Annotated in this window: 17 protein-coding genes and 1 pseudogene; 11 read left to right on the forward strand and 7 right to left on the reverse strand. The window is 73.8% G+C overall.

Going from position 1 to position 15,612, the window contains the following annotated elements:
- Nucleotides 1-74 precede the first annotated feature (74 nt).
- On the forward strand, nucleotides 75-674 hold the full coding sequence (locus EDD32_RS05410; protein WP_246005988.1) for a protein-L-isoaspartate O-methyltransferase family protein: 600 nt from the start codon (nucleotides 75-77) through the stop codon (nucleotides 672-674).
- Nucleotides 675-741: 67 nt separating this feature from the next.
- On the opposite strand, the gene EDD32_RS05415 is transcribed toward EDD32_RS05410, so the two are convergent.
- The 3 genes from EDD32_RS05415 to EDD32_RS05425 all read right to left on the reverse strand — a co-directional run bounded on the left by EDD32_RS05415 (nucleotide 742) and on the right by EDD32_RS05425 (nucleotide 3,361).
- Nucleotides 742-1,770: a glycine betaine ABC transporter substrate-binding protein gene (locus EDD32_RS05415; RefSeq protein ID WP_123915526.1), complete on the reverse strand. Its 1,029-nt coding sequence runs from the start codon at nucleotides 1,768-1,770 to the stop codon at nucleotides 742-744.
- 197 nt (nucleotides 1,771-1,967) lie between these two features.
- Complete coding sequence (locus tag EDD32_RS05420; RefSeq protein ID WP_123915529.1) at nucleotides 1,968-2,687, reverse strand: ABC transporter permease; 720 nt, start codon at nucleotides 2,685-2,687, stop codon at nucleotides 1,968-1,970.
- Nucleotides 2,684-3,361 (reverse strand): ABC transporter permease, encoded by a 678-nt coding sequence (locus EDD32_RS05425; RefSeq protein ID WP_123915533.1) that lies wholly within the window; start codon nucleotides 3,359-3,361, stop codon nucleotides 2,684-2,686. The genes EDD32_RS05420 and EDD32_RS05425 overlap by 4 nt, the downstream gene beginning before the upstream one ends.
- 125 nt (nucleotides 3,362-3,486) lie before the next feature.
- Here EDD32_RS05425 and EDD32_RS05430 point away from each other — a divergent pair, with 125 nt between their 5' ends.
- Nucleotides 3,487-4,512 (forward strand): ABC transporter ATP-binding protein, encoded by a 1,026-nt coding sequence (locus EDD32_RS05430; protein ID WP_123915536.1) that lies wholly within the window; start codon nucleotides 3,487-3,489, stop codon nucleotides 4,510-4,512.
- Here EDD32_RS05430 and EDD32_RS05435 read toward each other — a convergent pair.
- Nucleotides 4,498-5,712, reverse strand: coding sequence for an aminotransferase class I/II-fold pyridoxal phosphate-dependent enzyme (locus EDD32_RS05435; protein ID WP_123915539.1), 1,215 nt, complete (start codon nucleotides 5,710-5,712; stop codon nucleotides 4,498-4,500). The genes EDD32_RS05430 and EDD32_RS05435 overlap by 15 nt on opposite strands.
- An 81-nt stretch (nucleotides 5,713-5,793) precedes the next feature.
- Here EDD32_RS05435 and EDD32_RS05440 point away from each other — a divergent pair, with 81 nt between their 5' ends.
- From EDD32_RS05440 to EDD32_RS05455, 4 genes are all read left to right on the forward strand, one after another.
- Nucleotides 5,794-6,465, forward strand: a complete 672-nt coding sequence (locus tag EDD32_RS05440; RefSeq protein ID WP_123915542.1) for an arsenate reductase/protein-tyrosine-phosphatase family protein — start codon at nucleotides 5,794-5,796, stop codon at nucleotides 6,463-6,465.
- 61 nt (nucleotides 6,466-6,526) lie between these two features.
- Nucleotides 6,527-6,946, forward strand: a complete 420-nt coding sequence (locus EDD32_RS05445; RefSeq protein WP_123915545.1) for an arsenate reductase ArsC — start codon at nucleotides 6,527-6,529, stop codon at nucleotides 6,944-6,946.
- Nucleotides 6,947-6,975: 29 nt separating this feature from the next.
- Nucleotides 6,976-7,599 carry an arsenate reductase ArsC gene (locus EDD32_RS05450; RefSeq protein ID WP_123915548.1) on the forward strand — a complete coding sequence of 208 codons (624 nt, stop codon included), beginning with the start codon at nucleotides 6,976-6,978 and terminating at the stop codon, nucleotides 7,597-7,599.
- Nucleotides 7,600-7,656: 57 nt separating this feature from the next.
- Complete coding sequence (locus tag EDD32_RS05455; RefSeq protein ID WP_123915551.1) at nucleotides 7,657-7,899, forward strand: thioredoxin family protein; 243 nt, start codon at nucleotides 7,657-7,659, stop codon at nucleotides 7,897-7,899.
- A 136-nt stretch (nucleotides 7,900-8,035) separates the two neighbouring features.
- Here EDD32_RS05455 and EDD32_RS05460 read toward each other — a convergent pair whose 3' ends face one another.
- Nucleotides 8,036-9,154 carry an alkene reductase gene (locus EDD32_RS05460; protein WP_123915554.1) on the reverse strand — a complete coding sequence of 373 codons (1,119 nt, stop codon included), beginning with the start codon at nucleotides 9,152-9,154 and terminating at the stop codon, nucleotides 8,036-8,038.
- A 134-nt stretch (nucleotides 9,155-9,288) separates the two neighbouring features.
- Here EDD32_RS05460 and EDD32_RS05465 point away from each other — a divergent pair, with 134 nt between their 5' ends.
- Complete coding sequence (locus tag EDD32_RS05465) at nucleotides 9,289-10,848, forward strand: FAD-dependent oxidoreductase (protein WP_123915556.1); 1,560 nt, start codon at nucleotides 9,289-9,291, stop codon at nucleotides 10,846-10,848.
- Between the two features lie 139 nt (nucleotides 10,849-10,987).
- On the opposite strand, the gene EDD32_RS05470 is transcribed toward EDD32_RS05465, so the two are convergent.
- Entirely contained in the window at nucleotides 10,988-11,395 is a 408-nt protein-coding gene (locus EDD32_RS05470; RefSeq protein WP_246005989.1) for a hypothetical protein, read from the reverse strand.
- Nucleotides 11,396-11,480: 85 nt separating this feature from the next.
- Entirely contained in the window at nucleotides 11,481-12,440 is a 960-nt protein-coding gene (locus EDD32_RS05475; RefSeq protein ID WP_123915559.1) for an EamA family transporter, read from the reverse strand.
- A gap of 203 nt (nucleotides 12,441-12,643) precedes the next feature.
- On the opposite strand from EDD32_RS05475, the gene EDD32_RS05480 reads away from it, so the two are divergent.
- The 4 genes and pseudogenes from EDD32_RS05480 (at nucleotide 12,644) to EDD32_RS05495 (ending at nucleotide 15,317) form a co-directional block, all read left to right on the forward strand.
- Nucleotides 12,644-13,132 carry a MarR family winged helix-turn-helix transcriptional regulator gene (locus EDD32_RS05480; RefSeq protein ID WP_123915562.1) on the forward strand — a complete coding sequence of 163 codons (489 nt, stop codon included), beginning with the start codon at nucleotides 12,644-12,646 and terminating at the stop codon, nucleotides 13,130-13,132.
- A 104-nt stretch (nucleotides 13,133-13,236) separates the two neighbouring features.
- A pseudogene (locus EDD32_RS05485) lies at nucleotides 13,237-13,398 on the forward strand (DUF255 domain-containing protein); the annotation flags it as partial.
- A gap of 312 nt (nucleotides 13,399-13,710) precedes the next feature.
- Complete coding sequence (locus EDD32_RS05490; RefSeq protein ID WP_123915565.1) at nucleotides 13,711-14,472, forward strand: helix-turn-helix transcriptional regulator; 762 nt, start codon at nucleotides 13,711-13,713, stop codon at nucleotides 14,470-14,472.
- A complete protein-coding gene (locus EDD32_RS05495; protein ID WP_123915567.1) occupies nucleotides 14,469-15,317 on the forward strand; it encodes a hypothetical protein in 849 nt (282 codons plus the stop codon). The genes EDD32_RS05490 and EDD32_RS05495 overlap by 4 nt, the downstream gene beginning before the upstream one ends.
- The last annotated feature ends 295 nt before the right edge of the window (nucleotides 15,318-15,612 follow it).

Raw genomic sequence — 15,612 nt, forward strand, 5'->3', positions numbered from 1 at the left:
CCCGGCGGGGAAGACCCCCGAGTCCACCGTCGTGGACTCCAGACGGAACGTCGACGGGGCGGGACGATAGGAGTGTGGACGACCGGGTGCGGGCAGCGATGCGGGCCGTGGACCGGCGCGGGTTCCTCCCCCGCGGGCAGCGCCGGCTCGCCGGGTCGGACCAGGCCGTGCTCATCGGGCACGGCGCGACGTGCTCCCAGCCCAGCACGGTCGAGGCCATGCTGACGATGCTCGACCCCAGGCCAGGCGACCGGTGCCTCGACGTCGGGGCCGGGTCGGGCTGGACCACGGCGCTGCTGGCCCACCTCGTCGCGCCGGGTGGCTCGGTGGTCGGGGTGGAGATCGAGCCGGCCCTCGTCGGATGGGCCCGGGCGAACCTCGTGGCGGCCGGCTACCCGGACGTCCGGGTCGCGCCGGCCGACCCGGACCGGCTCGGACTGCCCGACGACGCGCCGTTCGACCGCATCCTCGTCTCTGCCGAGGCACGAGCGGTACCCGACGAGCTGCTCGCCCAGCTCACCGACGAGGGCCGCGTGGTCGTGCCCGTGCGGGGAGACCTGCTCGCCGTCGACGCGCGCGGCGTCATCCTTGAGCGGCGCGGCACGTACTCGTTCGTCCGGCTCAGGGACGGCGCACGCGACCGGGCCCGGCGAGGTCGCCGATCTGGTCGCTGATCACGACCAGGTCGGCAACCTGGCGGGCCTCGCGTCTCGAGGTGTCCCCGCCCCACCGGAGGCCGGACTACTCCTCGGCGAGCGCCGCGTCGGAGGAGAAGACCATGCCGAGGGAGACCTCGCCGGAGGTCAGAGCCTGCTTGGTCAGCGGTCCGCCGGCGTCGAGGGAGACGAACTCGCTGATCGTCAGGCCGTAGGTCTCCTCGAGGCCCGGCTGGCAGAACGGGCGGTCCGGGCACTCCGGCGGGCCGCCGAGCACGACGCCCCCGCCGCAGGTCTCGGCCAGCTCGGAGAGGGTGGTCACGGCGTACTCGTCGGCGAACGCGGTCGTGACGGCGTAGGCGTTCTGGTCGGCGGCCTCGGACGGCTCGCCGAAGGTGAGGCCCACCTCCTCGCCCAGCTCGCGCAGCGCCTCGGTGGTGGCCTCGAGGTCGGAGCTCGCCCGAGCGTCGGCGTCGGCGCCGTTGACCTTGAGGTTGAGGAACTCGGTGAGGGTGCCGACGTACTCGGGGACCACGGTCAGCTCCCCGCTCTCCAGGGCCGGCTCGTAGGTCTCGCGGTTGCCGATGGTGCGCACCTCGGTGGTGTACCCGGCCTCGGTCAGTGCCAGGGCGTAGAGCTCGGCGAGGGTCGCGGACTCGGAGAAGTTGCCGGCCCCGACGACGACGTCGCCCGAGCCTGAGGTGTCCGCCACCTCGATGCCGGCCTCCTCGAAATAGGCGGCGGCGGCCTCGGAGGAGGTGGAGCGCTCGACGTCGACCTGCCGGTTGAGCTCGATGAGCGCCTCGGTGTCAAGGCTCGCCGAGACGGCGTCGAGCGCGGCGATCATCGCCGGCTGGGCGTCGGGGGCGTGCACGGCCGGGATGACGTTGTCGACGGTCTGCAGGTCCTGGTCGTCCTCGAGGACCACGAGCTGGTCGCCGGCGATCGGCTCGCACGCCGCGGCCGCGGCGGAGGTACCGCCGTCCGCCGGGGCGGTCGTCGCGGCCGGCCCACCGTCAGCCGTCCCGCCGTCCGCGGAGCCGGGGTCGCCGCACGCGGCGAGGGTGAGCACGAGCGCGGCGCCCAGGGCGCTGAGGGTTCTCGGGTGGCGCACGATGACCTCGCAGGATCGAAGGGGATGTCGTGGGACATTGCATCCCGCCGTGCGGGCGCCCGCAACCGCTCGTCGGTGAGCGAGACGAGATCGTGACCTGCGGGTTCCTCGCGTGCGGCGAGCGCGGGCCGGCGTCGCGCTCCCCGGACCTGGTGCGCGCGTCCCCCACCGGCCCCCGCCGGGCGGGCAGGTGCGTCCTACCCGCCGGCCCGGGCGCCGCTCCTCCTGGCTCCGCGCCGTCGCCCGGCGACGCGCATGGGCGCCGGCGTGAGTATCCGCTGGCCCACCGCGAGCAGCGCCTCCACGCCCAGGGCGAGCACGACGACCAGCAGCGCCCCGGCCATCGCCTGGCCGAACCGCTGGGTGAAGATGCCGTTGGAGATGATGAGCCCCAGGCCCCCGCCACCGACGAGCGAGGCGAGGGAGACCGTGGCGATGACCTGCACGACGGCGGTACGCAGGCCGGCACCGATCAGCGGGAGCGCCAGCGGGAGCTCGACCGAGGTGAGGAGCCGTCCGCGGGACATCCCCATGCCGCGGCCGGCGTCGCGGGCGGCGGGGTCGACCTCCTGCAGGCCGGTGAAGGTGTTCGACAGGATGGGCGGGACGGCGAAGATCGCGACGGCGAGGATCGTGGGCCGCTGACCGAACCCGATCGCCGCGGTGAAGATGTAAAGCAGTGCCAGGGTCGGCAGGGCGCGGGTGAGGTTCGCCGCGGTGACCACGACGGCGGAGCCGCGGCGCAGCCGCGCGAGCAGGACCCCGAGGGGCAGTGCGATTACGGCGGCGAGCGCCACGGCCACCAGGGTCATCCACAGGTGGTCGCCGAGGAGGTCGAGGATGCCTCCGCGCTGGGTCCAGCTCAGCGGGTCGTTGAGGTACCGGACGGCGTCGCCCAGCGCCGAGGCGCCGCTCATGCGACCCGCCGCCGGGACCAGGGCGCCAGGGCCCGGCCGAGGGCGAGGAGGACCACGTCCGCGACGAGGGCGATCGCCAGGCACAGCAGCGTCGCCGTCATGATCTCCGCGCGGTAGGAGGAGCTGAACCCGCGGAACATCAGCTGCCCCAGACCCCCGTACCCGACGACGACGCCGACGGTGACCAGCGCCACCGTCGTCACCGTGGCGAGGCGGACGCCGGTGATGATCGCGGGCAGCGCGAGGGGCAGCTCGACGGCGAGAAGCCGCCGGCCACCGGAGTAGCCCATGCCCCGGGCGGCGTCGACGACGTCGTGCGGCACGCCCTGGAGGCCCACGAGGATGTTGCGCACGAGCACGAGCATCGCGTAGGCGACCAGGCCGATGAGGACCGTGGTGCGGCCGATCCCGGTGAACGGCGCGAGGAGACCGAACAGCGCGAGCGAGGGCACCGTGTAAAGGACGGCGGAGGTGCCGAGCAGGGCCCCGGCGACCGCCGGGCGCGCCCGGGCGAGCAGCGCGAGAGGCAGGGCGATCGCCAGGGCGATGAGCACGGCCTGGACGGTGAGGCTGACGTGCTGCCCGGTGAGCCGGGCGAGGTCGTCCCAGTTGCTCTCGACGTAGCCCCAGGAGAGCCAGGGGTTCTCCACGGCGACCGACGCGGGCAGGATCACACGCCCGACCGTAACCGCTCCCGACGACGACGGCACGACGTCACGCGGCGCCGGGCCGTGCCGCGGCCGTCGACGCCCGCGCCCGTCGGGTCGTGACCGCGGGCCCGCGCCGGTAGCGTCGGGCCGTGGCCACCGCACCCAGCCAGGCGCTCATCCGCTTCGACGGCGTGGGCAAGACCTACCCCGACGGCACCGTCGCGGTGGCCGAGCTGGACCTCGACGTCGCCGAGCACGAGCTCCTCACCCTCGTCGGGCCCTCCGGGTCGGGCAAGTCCACGCTCCTGCGGATGGTCAACCGCCTGGTGGAGCCCACCAGCGGCCGGGTCCTCCTCGACGGCGACGACGTCGCGGCCACCGACCCCGTCCGGCTGCGCCGCGGCATCGGGTACGTCATCCAGAACGTGGGGCTCTTCCCCCACCGCACGGTGGCGCAGAACGTCGCCACCGTCCCCGGACTGCTCGGGTGGGACCGGCGCCGCACGCGCGAGCGCGTCGACGAGCTGCTCACGCTCGTGCGCCTGGACCCCGCCCTGCACGGGCCCCGCTACCCCCACGAGCTCTCCGGCGGCCAGCGTCAGCGCGTGGGCGTCGCCCGGGCCCTGGCGACCGACCCGCGCGTCATGCTCATGGACGAGCCCTTCGGCGCGGTCGACCCCGAGGGCCGGCGCGGGCTGCAGCAGGAGTTCCGGCGCATCCACGACGAGCTCGGCACGACGGTGCTGCTGGTGACCCACGACATCGACGAGGCGGTCCTGCTCGGGGACCGGGTCGCCGTCTTCAGCCAGGGCGGCCGGCTCGAGCAGGTCGCCGACCCCGTCACCGTCCTCACCCGTCCCGCGTCGCCGTTCGTCGAGGGTTTCATCGGCGACTCCCGGGCCGTGCGGCTCATGTCCGTGGCCCACCTCGAGGCCGGCGACGTCGACGGCGCACCGGTCACCGCCCGTGCGGACGCCACCCGGGCCGACGGCGCCTCCCGGGAGCCGCTGCGTGTCGGGCAGAGCCTGGACGCCGCCTTCTCCGCCCTGGCGGCCAGCCCCGACGGGACGGTGCCGGTGCACCGGGCCGACGGCACCGCCCTCGGCGTCCTGACCTTCGCGGGGCTCCACGCGGCCCTTCGTCGAGCCGGCTCGCCCGCCTCACCCCCGGGGTAGCCGCGCCAGACCGGCCGCGGCGGCCTCGAGCACCGCCGGCGACTTGACGAAGGTGAACCGGAGGTACGAGCGCAGCGCCTGCGCCGTCTCCCCGCCGGCGACGCAGAACGCGCTGACCGGGATGGCGACCACGCCCGCGAGCGCCGGCAGGTCGCGGCACAGGGCGACGGCGTCGGGGCGTCCCAGGGGCGCGGCGTCGGCGAGCACGAAGTACGTCCCCTGCGGCACGACCGGCACCAGGCCGGCGGAGCTGAGGGCCTCGCAGAGCAGGTCGCGGCGGTCCTGGAGGGACCGCGCCAGGCCGGCGACGTAGGCCGCGGTGCGCGGGTCCGGCAGCGCGTCGGCCACGGCGTGCTGGAACGGGCCCGAGGCGACGTAGGTAAGGAACTGCTTGACCGTCCGCACCGCGGCGACCAGCTCCGCGGGACCGTGCAGCCAGCCCACCTTCCACCCCGTCAGGGACAGCGTCTTGCCGGCCGAGGAGATCGTGAGCGTGCGCTCGGCCAGCCCGGGGAGGGTCGCCATGGGCACGTGCTCGGCGCCGTCGAACGTGAGGTGCTCGTACACCTCGTCGGTGACGACGACGGCGTCGTGGGCCACGGCGGCCCGCCCGAGCAGTTCGAGCTCGGCCCGGGTGAGGACCGTCCCGGTGGGGTTGTGCGGGGTGTTGACGAGGACGAGGCGGGTGCGGGGCGAGAACGCGGCGTCGACGTCGCCGGGGTGGAGGCGGAACCCGTCCGGGCCCGGGCGGAGCGGGATCGTCCGGTGCGAGGCGCCGCTCATGGCGATCGTCGCGGCGTAGGAGTCGTAGTACGGCTCGAGGGTCACCACCTCGTCCCCCGGACCGGTCAGCGCCAGCACCGTCGCGGCGATGGCCTCGGTCGCCCCGGCGGTGACGAGGACGGTCTCCGGGTCCACGTCCAGCCCGTAGTGCGCGCGCTGGTGGTCGGCCACGGCGCGCCGCAGCGGCTGGATCCCTGGTCCGGGCGGGTACTGGTTGTCCCCCCGCTCGATCGCCGCGACGGCCGCCGCCTTGACGTGGTCGGGACCGTCGGCGTCCGGGAAGCCCTGGCCGAGGTTCGCGGCTCCGGTCCGCACCGCGAGCGCCGACATCTCGGCGAACACCGTCGCGGCGACCGACCCGTCGGGGCCGATGAGGCCCACCGACCGGGCGACGTGTTCCCAGCGTCGTTCGCTCATGCGCTCATTGTCCGCCCGGCGCCCAGGGCGCCCGAGGACCGTCACTTGACGCCCAGAGATGACTCAGTGAAGATTGAGGCAATGAGCGCTGAGCGAGATGGTGTGAGCCTGGTCCGGCGTGCTGCGCTGCACGGCGCCCTGTCGGACCCCGCCCGGTTGCGGATCGTCGACACCCTCACCCTCGGCGACGCCTCGCCGTCGGAGCTGGCGCGCCTGCTCGAGATGCCCTCGAACCTCCTCGCCCACCACCTTCGGGTGCTCGAGCGTGAGGGTGTCGTCGACCGGCGCCGGTCGGAGGGCGACGGGCGCCGCACCTACCTGCGGCTCGTGCGCGGCGCGCTCGACACCCTCGGGCCGCCCGCCCTGCGGCCGGCCCCGCGCGTGCTCTTCGTCTGCACGGCCAACTCCGCGCGCTCCCACCTCGCTGCCGCCCTGTGGCGCCGGGCGAGCGAGATCCCGGCGGCGTCCGCCGGCACGCACCCGGCCGAGCGGATCAACCCCGGGGCGGTCGCGGCCGCGACCCGCCACCACCTCCCCCTCCCCCGGGTCCGGCCCCGCCACGTGAGCGAGGTGCGCGGCCGGGAGGACCTCGTCGTCACCGTCTGCGACCGCGCCCACGAGGAGCTCGACCTCGGCGCGGACATCCACTGGTCCGTGCCCGACCCCGTCCCCGCCGGCACCACCGCGGCGTTCGACGACGCGCTCGAGGAGATCGGTCGCCGCGTGGACGACCTCGCCCGCCTGTTCGCCTGACCAGCACCACCCCACCCGACGTCCGACCCCGAGCGACACCAGCACCCCAGGAGGAGCAACCATGTCCGACCGTCCCAGCGCCATGTTCGTCTGCGTCCACAACGCCGGCCGTTCCCAGATGGCCGCCGGCTTCATGCGTGAGCTCTCCGGCGGGCAGGTGGAGGTCCGCTCCGCCGGCTCCATGCCCGCCGACCAGATCAACCCGGTCGCGGTCGAGGCCATGCGCGAGGTGGGCATCGACATCACCGCGGAGCGGCCCAAGGTCCTCACCCCGGAGGCCGTCGAGGTCTCCGACGTCGTCATCACCATGGGCTGCGGGGACGTCTGCCCGTACTTCCCCGGGGTCCGCTACGAGGACTGGGTCCTCGAGGACCCGGCGGGCCAGGGCATCGAGAAGGTCCGCGAGGTGCGTGACGAGATCCGCGGACGCATCGAGCAGCTCCTCGCCGAGCTCCTCCCGGCGACCGCCGACCAGGCCTGAGCCGGCGCGTCGTGACCTCGCCGACTCCGATGCCCGGGCTGCTGAGCCCCGACCACGTCCTCCACACCATCGCCGACGAGCTCGCCGCCCGGTTCGCCGGGGTGTTCGCGGCCGAGACCGTCGAGCGGTACGTCTTCGAGTCCTACGCGGCCCTGGGCCGCTCGGCCAAGGTGACCGCGCACCTGCCGGCCCTGACCAGCCGCTTCGCGGGCGACCGGCTCACCGCCCTGGCGCAGTCGAAGGGCCGCGTGCCGCACGACCTGCCCGAGGTGCTGTTCGTGTGCGTGCAGAACGCCGGGCGCTCGCAGATGGCCGCCGCCCTGCTGCACCACCACGCGCAGGGCCGGGTGCACGTGCGCTCCGCGGGCTCGGCACCGGCCGAGCGGATCCACCCGGCCGTCACCGAGGTGATGGACGAGCTCGGGGTCGACCTCGCCCGGGAGTTCCCCAAACCGCTGACGGACGACGTCGTGCGCGCCGCCGACGTCGTCATCACGATGGGCTGCGGCGACGCGTGCCCAATCTACCCGGGCAAGCGGTACGAGGACTGGTCGCTCGCCGACCCGGCCGACGCCTCACCCGACGAGGCCCGGCGCATCCGCGACGAGATCGACGCGCGGGTGCGGGCGCTGCTCACCGAGCTCGTCCCCTGACCGCCGGGCCTGCCCGCCGCCGCCCGGGGGGACCGTCGTCCTCACCCCGGGCGCGGCGTGGGGCGTAAGATCCTCGGCCCCGGGTGCAAGAACTGCGTCACCCTCGAGCGGGTCACCCGCGACGCCGTCACCGAGCTCGGCATCGACGCCCAGATCACCAAGGTCACCGACTACGCCGAGATCGCCGCCTGCGGGATCATGTCCACCCCCGGCCTCGTCGTCGACGAGCAGATCGTCCTCTCGGGACGCGTCCCCACGAAGGGGCATGTGAAGGAGCTGCTGGCACCGTCGGCCGGCTGACGAGCGGGCGAACGGGCGAACGGGCTAGCGGGCGAGCAGAAGACTCCGTCAGGCGATGCCTGATGCTCTTTTCGGCTTGTCCCGCCGTGGCTCCGGCCCGCCGGCCCGAGCGGCCGGTGGCCGCTGAGGCCGGCGCTCAGTCCAGGAACGGGTAGTCGTTGTAGCCGTGCTCGCCGCCGACGTAGAAGGTTTCCTGGTCGGGGACGTTGAGCGGGCGACCCTCGCGCCAGCGCCGCACGAGGTCGGGGTTGGCCAGCGCCGCCCGGCCCACGACGACGGCGTCGCCGAGGTCGTCGGCGAGCAGGGCCGCGGCGATCTCCCTGGTGGTGACGACCTCGAAGCCGTTGTTGACCAGCAGCGGTCCGCCGAAGCGACTGCGCAGCTCCTGCACGAGGTCGCAGGCCGGGTGGTCGCTCAGGACGCTGAGGTACGCCGGTCCGAGGCCGGCGATCTGGTCCACGAGGGCGCCGTAGGTCTCGAGGATCTCCGGGGCGTGCGTCTCGTCCAGGCCCGAGCGGGCCTGCCGCGGGGAGATGCGCAGGCCGGTCCGGTCCGCGCCGACGGCGTCGGCGACGGCGCCCACGACCTCGACGACGAGGCGGGCCCGGTTCTCCGGGCTGCCGCCGTAGGCGTCGGTCCGCCGGTTCGTGCCCGGGGCGAGGAACTGGTTGAGGAGGTACCCGTTCGCCCCGTGCAGCTCGACTCCGTCGAAACCGGCGTCGATCGCGCGCCGGGAGGCGGCGACGAGCTCCTCGACCACCTCCGGCATCTCCTCGGTCCGCAGCTCCCGCGGGGTGACGAAGGGCCGCGGGGCCTGCCCGGGCAGGCGCAGCTCACCCTCGACGGCGATCGGGCTCGGCGCGACGACGTCGCGCTCGGCGGCGTCGGGTAGGTGGGCCACCCGGCCGCCGTGCATGACCTGCAGGACGATCCGCCCGCCCCGCTCGTGCACGGCGTCGGTGACCGCGCGCCAGCCGGCGGCCTGCTCGTCGGTGGCGATGCCGGGCTGGCCCGGGTAGGTCTTCGCGCGCTCGCTCGGGTAGGTGCCTTCCGCCACGATCAGGCCCGTCGAGGCGCGGTCGGCGTAGTAGCGGGCCATCGCGGCCGTGGGGACACCCGCGGCGGTGGCGCGGCGCCGGGTGAGCGGGGCCATGACGACCCGGTTGGGCAGGGTGAGGCGGCCCAGTGTCAGCGGGGCGAAGAGGTCCACCTCGGCGACGACGGCACCGGACGGTGTTGTCTGGGATTCGGTCATGCAGCGATGCTAAGCCGCTCCGGCGGCGCGAGCGCGTGGCGAACGTCCCCCGGCGGCCCTACCGTGGGTGACGTCTGCAGCACCTCGCGGGCGGCGGGGCGACCCGCAGGCCCCGCGACCACGAGGGGAACGCGATGGACCTGGACGGGCACACCTCGCTCTGGCTCGACCGGCCGGACCGGCCGGCGTTCCCGCCGCTGCCGCCCGGCCGCACCGTGGACGTGCTCGTCGTCGGGGGCGGGCTCACCGGCCTGACGACGGCGCTGCTCCTGGCCCGGGCGGGCGCCGACGTCGCCGTGGTCGAGGCGCGCCGGCTCGGCGTCGTCACGACCGGCAACAGCACCGGCAAGGTGACACTCCTGCAGGGCACGAAGCTCTCCCGCCTCGCGCGACGGCACTCCACCGCCACCATCCAGGCCTACGTCGACGCCAACGCGGAGGGCCAGCAGTGGCTGCTGCGCTACTGCGCGGACCACGACGTCCCCGTCGAGCGGCGCGCCGCCCTGACCTTCGCGTGGGGCGAGGAGGGGCGCGACGCCGCCGCCGCGGAGTACGACGCCGCGCACAACGCCGGCCTGGCGGTGGAGTGGGTGGAGGAGCCCGACCTGCCGTTCGCCACGAACGGGTCGGTCCGGCTGGAAGACCAGGCCCAGCTCGACACCATGGACGTCGTCGAGGCGCTCGCCCGTGACGTCGAGCGCCACGGCGGCGAGATCTTCGAGGGCTCGCGGGTGACCGGCGTCAGCAGCGGGTCACCCTGCGAGGTCACGGTCACCACCGACGACGGCGACGGCGGCACCCGGGAGGTGCGGATCACCGCGGGCCGGGTGGTCCTCGCCACCGGCACCCCGATCCTCGACCGCGGCGGCTTCTTCGCCCGCCTGGAGCCGCTGCGGTCCTACGCCCTCGCGCTGGACGTGCCCGGTCCCCTGCCCGAGGACATGGCCATCTCCGCCGAGGAGCCGACCCGGTCGCTGCGCACCGCGCCGGTCACCGGCGGCCGCAAGCTCGTCGTCGGCGGCCAGGGACACCCCGTCGGGCGGGCCGTCTCACCCCGGGAGCACGTCCTGGAGCTCACCCGGTGGGCGGCCGAGCACTTCCCCGGGGCCCGGCCCACCCACGTGTGGTCGGCGCAGGACTACCGCGGGGCCGACCTCCTGCCCTCGGTCGGGCCGCTCCTGCCCGGCTCGGACCGCGTGCTCGTCGCGACCGGCTACGACAAGTGGGGCCTGGCGACAGGGGTCGCCGCGGGACTGGCGATCTCCGGCACGATCCTGGGCGGGCACCTGCCGTGGGCGCACACCGTGCGCACCTGGCGCGGGGCCGAGATCTTCGGCGTCGACCGGGCGGTCCGGCTCAACGCCTCGGTCGCAGCCCGGTTCGCCGCGGACTGGTTCAGCCCACGCGTGCACTCCTCGGCGGTGCGGCCGCCGGAGGGGCAGGGCCGCGTCGAGCTCGACGGCGTGCGGCGGGTGGCCTCGAGCACGGTCGGGGGCCGCACGCGCCGGGTGTCGGCGGTGTGCACGCACCGCGGCGGCGTGGTGACGTGGAACGACGCCGACTGCACCTGGGACTGCCCACTGCACGGCTCCCGGTTCGACGCGGCCGGGCGGGTCCTGGAGGGTCCGGCCACCGAGCCGCTGCCCGAGCGCCGCGACGTCCCGGGGCAATCCGCCGGGCCGGGCGGGACCTGACTGCACCACCCGAACGGCCGGCACCCGGCCGCGCCGCGACCAGGTCGCCGATCTGGTCGCGAGCAGCGGCCAGATCGGCAACCTCGCCGGCTGACTGCTGGGGCCGCCGGCTGACTGCGGAGGTCCGTCGCTCCGGGTGTCAGGCAGGGTGGGGCGACGTGCCGTCGGCGTCAGCATCTCGCTCGAGGGCATGTGACTCGAGCGCCGGTGGCAGCAGCGCCCGCCCGGGACCGCCGGCGCGCAACCACGACTCCAGCTCCGCGGTCGCGTCGTCCCCGGCGAGCCGCTCGAACCACACGGGGGTCGCCCCCGACCGGCGGCAGCCGGCTGTCGGGCGCGCGACCACGACGTCGCCGCGCTCGCACTCGTCCAGGCAGTCGACGAACGTCAGCCGGGCCACGCCGTCGTCGGCCAGGCGGCGCAGCCGCTCCGCCTGCCCACCGGGGAGCGGGTCACGGTGGCCGAGCGTCTCCCCGGCGCACAGCGCGCACGCCGTCAGCCCCGGGGGGTCGGGGGTCGGCTCGACGATCGCGGGGTCGGTGCGCACCGGAGCACATTACGCGGTGCAGACCTGGGGAGACGACACCGCCGGAGCCGCCGGCACGGCCGGGACGTCGCGGCCCCCCACACCCTCAGCGGGCTGCGCCGACAGCGCGCACGACGGACGACGCGGTCGGCACCGCCACCGGGTCGCGGCGCGGGTCGGCGTCGGGGGCGGGTTCCGGGTACGGCGCCGGCCGTGTCCGGGCACCCGGCGTCGTCGCGCCCACCGCCAGGCCGCCGAGGGCGATCACCATCCCGGCGAGCTGGCCCGCCGTGAGCGCCTCACCCAGGGCGACCCAGCCCACGACCGTCGCGACCACCGGGCTGAGGAGGCCGAGGAAGGACACGGCGGCGACCGGGAGCCGCTCGAGCCCGCGGAACCACAGCGCGTACGCCGCGGCCGTGCCGACCACGCCGAGGTAGGCGAAACCGCCCACGTTCTGCGCCGTGAGCCCCGCGGGGAGTCCCTCGACCGCGAGCACCACCGGCACGAGGGCCAGACCGCCCGCGGCGAGCTGCCACCCCGTGAAGGTCAGCAGCGGGACGGGCCTGCCCCACCGTCGGGTGAGCACCATGCCCAGCGCCACGCAGACCGTGCCGGCAAGCCCGGCGGCAAGACCCGCGCCGTCCAGGCGCGCGTCGGCACGCAGCACGAGCAGGGCGATGCCCGTCACGCCGGCGAGTCCGGCCAGGGCGGTGCGGAGGCGGACCCGCTCGGCGAGCAGGGCCGCGGCGAGCCCGGCCACCACCAGTGGCTGGACGGCGCCGAGAGTCGCCGCCACCCCGCCGGGCAGACGGTAGGCGGCGACGAAGAGCAGCGCGAAGAACGCCCCGATGTTGAGGGTGCCGAGGACGGCCGCTCGCCACCACCACGACCCGTGCGGGAGCCGGTGCCCGATGGCGAGGAGGACGAGCCCCGCGGGCAGCGCCCGCAGCATCGCGGCCAGGAGCGGTCGGTCCTCGGGCAGCCACTGGGTCGTGACCGCATAGGTGGTCCCCCAGACGGCCGGCGCCAGTGCGGTGAGGAGGACGGTGCGAACGGTCGACATGCCCCTCCTCCACTCCTGCTCGTCGTGGTGAGGTGGCACCGCGGTCCCCGGTACCGGCACCCCGGCGGGCGCCGGCATCGGCTTGCGACGTCGGCACGGTTGCGGCACTCGCCATCGACTGAAGACGGCCCACACCATTTCTCTTAGCTCTAAGATACTTAGAACTAAGCGACTGTCAAGAGGTACCGTGCCAGACTGTCGTCATGACGGGTGACGGGGTGGACCGGATCCTCGAGCAGTGGGCACGGGAACGTCCCGAGCTCGACACCGAGGCGATGGGGATCTTCGGCCGCATCTACCGGATCGCCCGCGCGTCCGGTGACGCGATGGAGGCGACGTACGGGCGCTTCGGCATCACCCGTGCCGACTTCGACGTCCTCGCCACGCTGCGCCGGTCCGGCGAGCCGTTCGCCCTGACCCCGTCGGCCCTCACCGGGGCACTCATGCTCACCTCCGGCGGCATCACCGGCCGCGTGGACCGGCTCGAGCGGGCTGGGCTCGTGGCCCGCTCCCCCTCGCCCACGGACCGCCGCGCCCTGCTGGTCACGCTCACCCCGGCCGGCCGGGAGGTCGTCGACAAGGCGGTCGTGGCGGGGCTGGAGACCCAGCGGTCGCTCCTCGCCGCCCTGCCCCCCGCGCGCCGTCGTGAGCTCGACGGGCTGCTGCGTGACCTCCTAGCAGCGGCCGGCTGACCACCTGGCCCCACCCACGGCGTCACCCTCCGCCGCACCTCCACCAGCGAGCGGCCGCACCGCCCCGCCGCGACGCCGCCCCCGTACTGATGGAGGCTGGACCCATGAGCAACCGCCTCGCGGGCGCGACCAGCCCCTACCTGCTCCAGCACAAGGACAACCCCGTCCACTGGCAGGAGTGGGGGGACGCCGCCTTCGCCGAGGCCCGCGAGCGCGGGGTGCCGATCCTGCTCTCGGTCGGCTACGCCGCCTGCCACTGGTGCCACGAGGTTGAGCCTTCAACAGCCGTTGGTGGCATCTGACGAAAGCGCAGGTCAGGTCGGGTGCGACGGGCCGCCCCGGTTCAGCCAAGACTGCCCTGGGACACCGATTCCGGAACTTCGTGTATCACTCTCGTGCATCACTCGGGCACCTCTGCGCTCGTAGTGGCGCCGGGCTGGACCTGGGCTGGACCCTCACGAGTCTTCTCGACAATGGCCGAGTTCCGTGCGTCGCGGAAGACGGGTGTTTTCGGGAAGTTCCGCGGCTACACATGCGACCTGTGTTGCATATCTGCAACACACTCCTAGACTAGTCTCATGGACCTTGCGGAGCGCATCTCGACGCTGCGCCTCGTGAACGGGCTCAGTGCCCGTCAGCTCGCGGCGCTCGTCGACGTCGCCCCGACGACGGTCACTCGGATCGAGTCCGGCGCAGTCAGCCCATCGTTCGATCTTGCACAGGAGCTCCTCACCGTCCTGGGAGAGCCGATCGGCTTCACGGGCGTCGCCGACATTGCGGCGATTGCGGCAGCGCGGTCCGCCCTCGACTCGTCGCTCGCCGTCACGGTCACGCCGGAAGTCGAAGCTTGGCAACAGCGCTGGACTCGGATCGGTCTGGTCAATGACCAAGGTCGGGTGGTGCCGGGCAAGGAGCCGGATCTGCTGTTCCGCGCCGGCCGGGCCGCCCGGCTCACTCGCCGTCCCGGCGCCGTTGACTACAAGACCGGACCGAGTGCGTACGACCTTGCCGGCGCTCTCGACGCGGCCCGGGTCGAGTACGCGCTGACGGGTGACGCCGGGGCGAACCTGTACCGCTCCAGCGCGGGAGAGAACTGGCCGGTGCTCTACGTCGAGGACGTATCGCGCGCCGCCGCAGCGGCGGGGCTCGTGCCGAAGGAGCCGGGCTCCTTCGGGATGCGGATCACGCTGATCCCGTTCGACGGCGTGAGTGAGCTTGGCCGGACGGCGATCAACGAGATCTCTGTCGCCGCGCGCGATCAGGTGATCCTTGATGCCTACGGCGGCATCGACCGCATGGCCGAGCAGGCCGACATCCTGCTGGGGCGGCGAGTCGCATGACGGACTTCCAGGAACCGCGGACCGAGATCGAGTGGAGCCGTCGCGCGATCATCAACGTCATGGACGTCCTCTCAGTCCATGCCGAGTCGTTGACCTTGGTCGGCGCGCACGCCGTTCTGCTGAGGACGATGGACCTCGACGTGCCGCGGATGCCCACGGGCGATGGCGACCTCGGAGTGACGCCCGGCCTGGTCGGCGACTTCCCCAGCATCGAGGCCCTGCTGGCGGACGCCGGTTACGAGCACCGCACGACAGCCCGCCCTGGACTGTGGGGCCGGAAGCCGTACGACGAGCCCGACGGCACGCGCTCCTTCCGCGAGAAGATCGACCTGCTCGCTCCACACGGACTCTCCGGCACGGCGAGTCGGAGCAAGCGAGGCGTTCCAGCACTGCAGCCTGCCCACGGCAAGCTCGCTGTTGGTAACGCTCTCGGCCTCGAGCTCGCTGCGTTCAACCGATCACTGGTCACGATCACCGACTTCGCCGATCCTCGGCTCACGACCGAGATCCACGTTGCCGAGATCCCCGCGCTCATCCTGGCCAAGGGCTCGAAGGTCGGTGAACGGCTTCGAGAGCCGCGCAAGGGCCCGGTCCGCGACAAGGACCTCGGCGACCTGTGGCGACTCATGGCGGTTGCTGACCCGGGCAAGACGGCCGGAGCCATCGCCGAGTATGTGGATGATCCCGAGGTCGGCGTCGCCGTGCGACAGAGCGTCGAGTGGACCGCCGCAGTTCTCCGCGATCCGGTGAGCCGCGAGCGCGCCAAGTCCACGTTTGACACCTTTGTTGACCCCACCGAGATCGACCTCGTGTTCGACCGATGGCACGACGTGCTGCCGGGCTGAGTCAACCGAGCGGTCGGTCTACGCGAGAATGACGAGGTGACGAAACATCTTCGGACCGCTCTCGCCGAGGCCGCGACGTCCGGGTGGGCTGTGGGGAGCGCCTCGCTCGACGATCTAAAGCTCGAAGGTCGGTGGCTTCTCAACTGGACGACTCACGAAACCCGAGGACATCCCGAGGGTGCCGACGAACTCCGCCCCGTACCGAAGGGTGAGGCGAATCCTTCTTCCCTGAGCGCTACCCATGGGACTGGCGAACAGCCGCTTCACACTGATGGGGCGCATCTTCTCAAGCCAG

Source organism: Georgenia muralis (assembly GCF_003814705.1).
In the GTDB taxonomy this organism is placed as follows: Bacteria; Actinomycetota; Actinomycetes; order Actinomycetales; family Actinomycetaceae; genus Georgenia; species Georgenia muralis.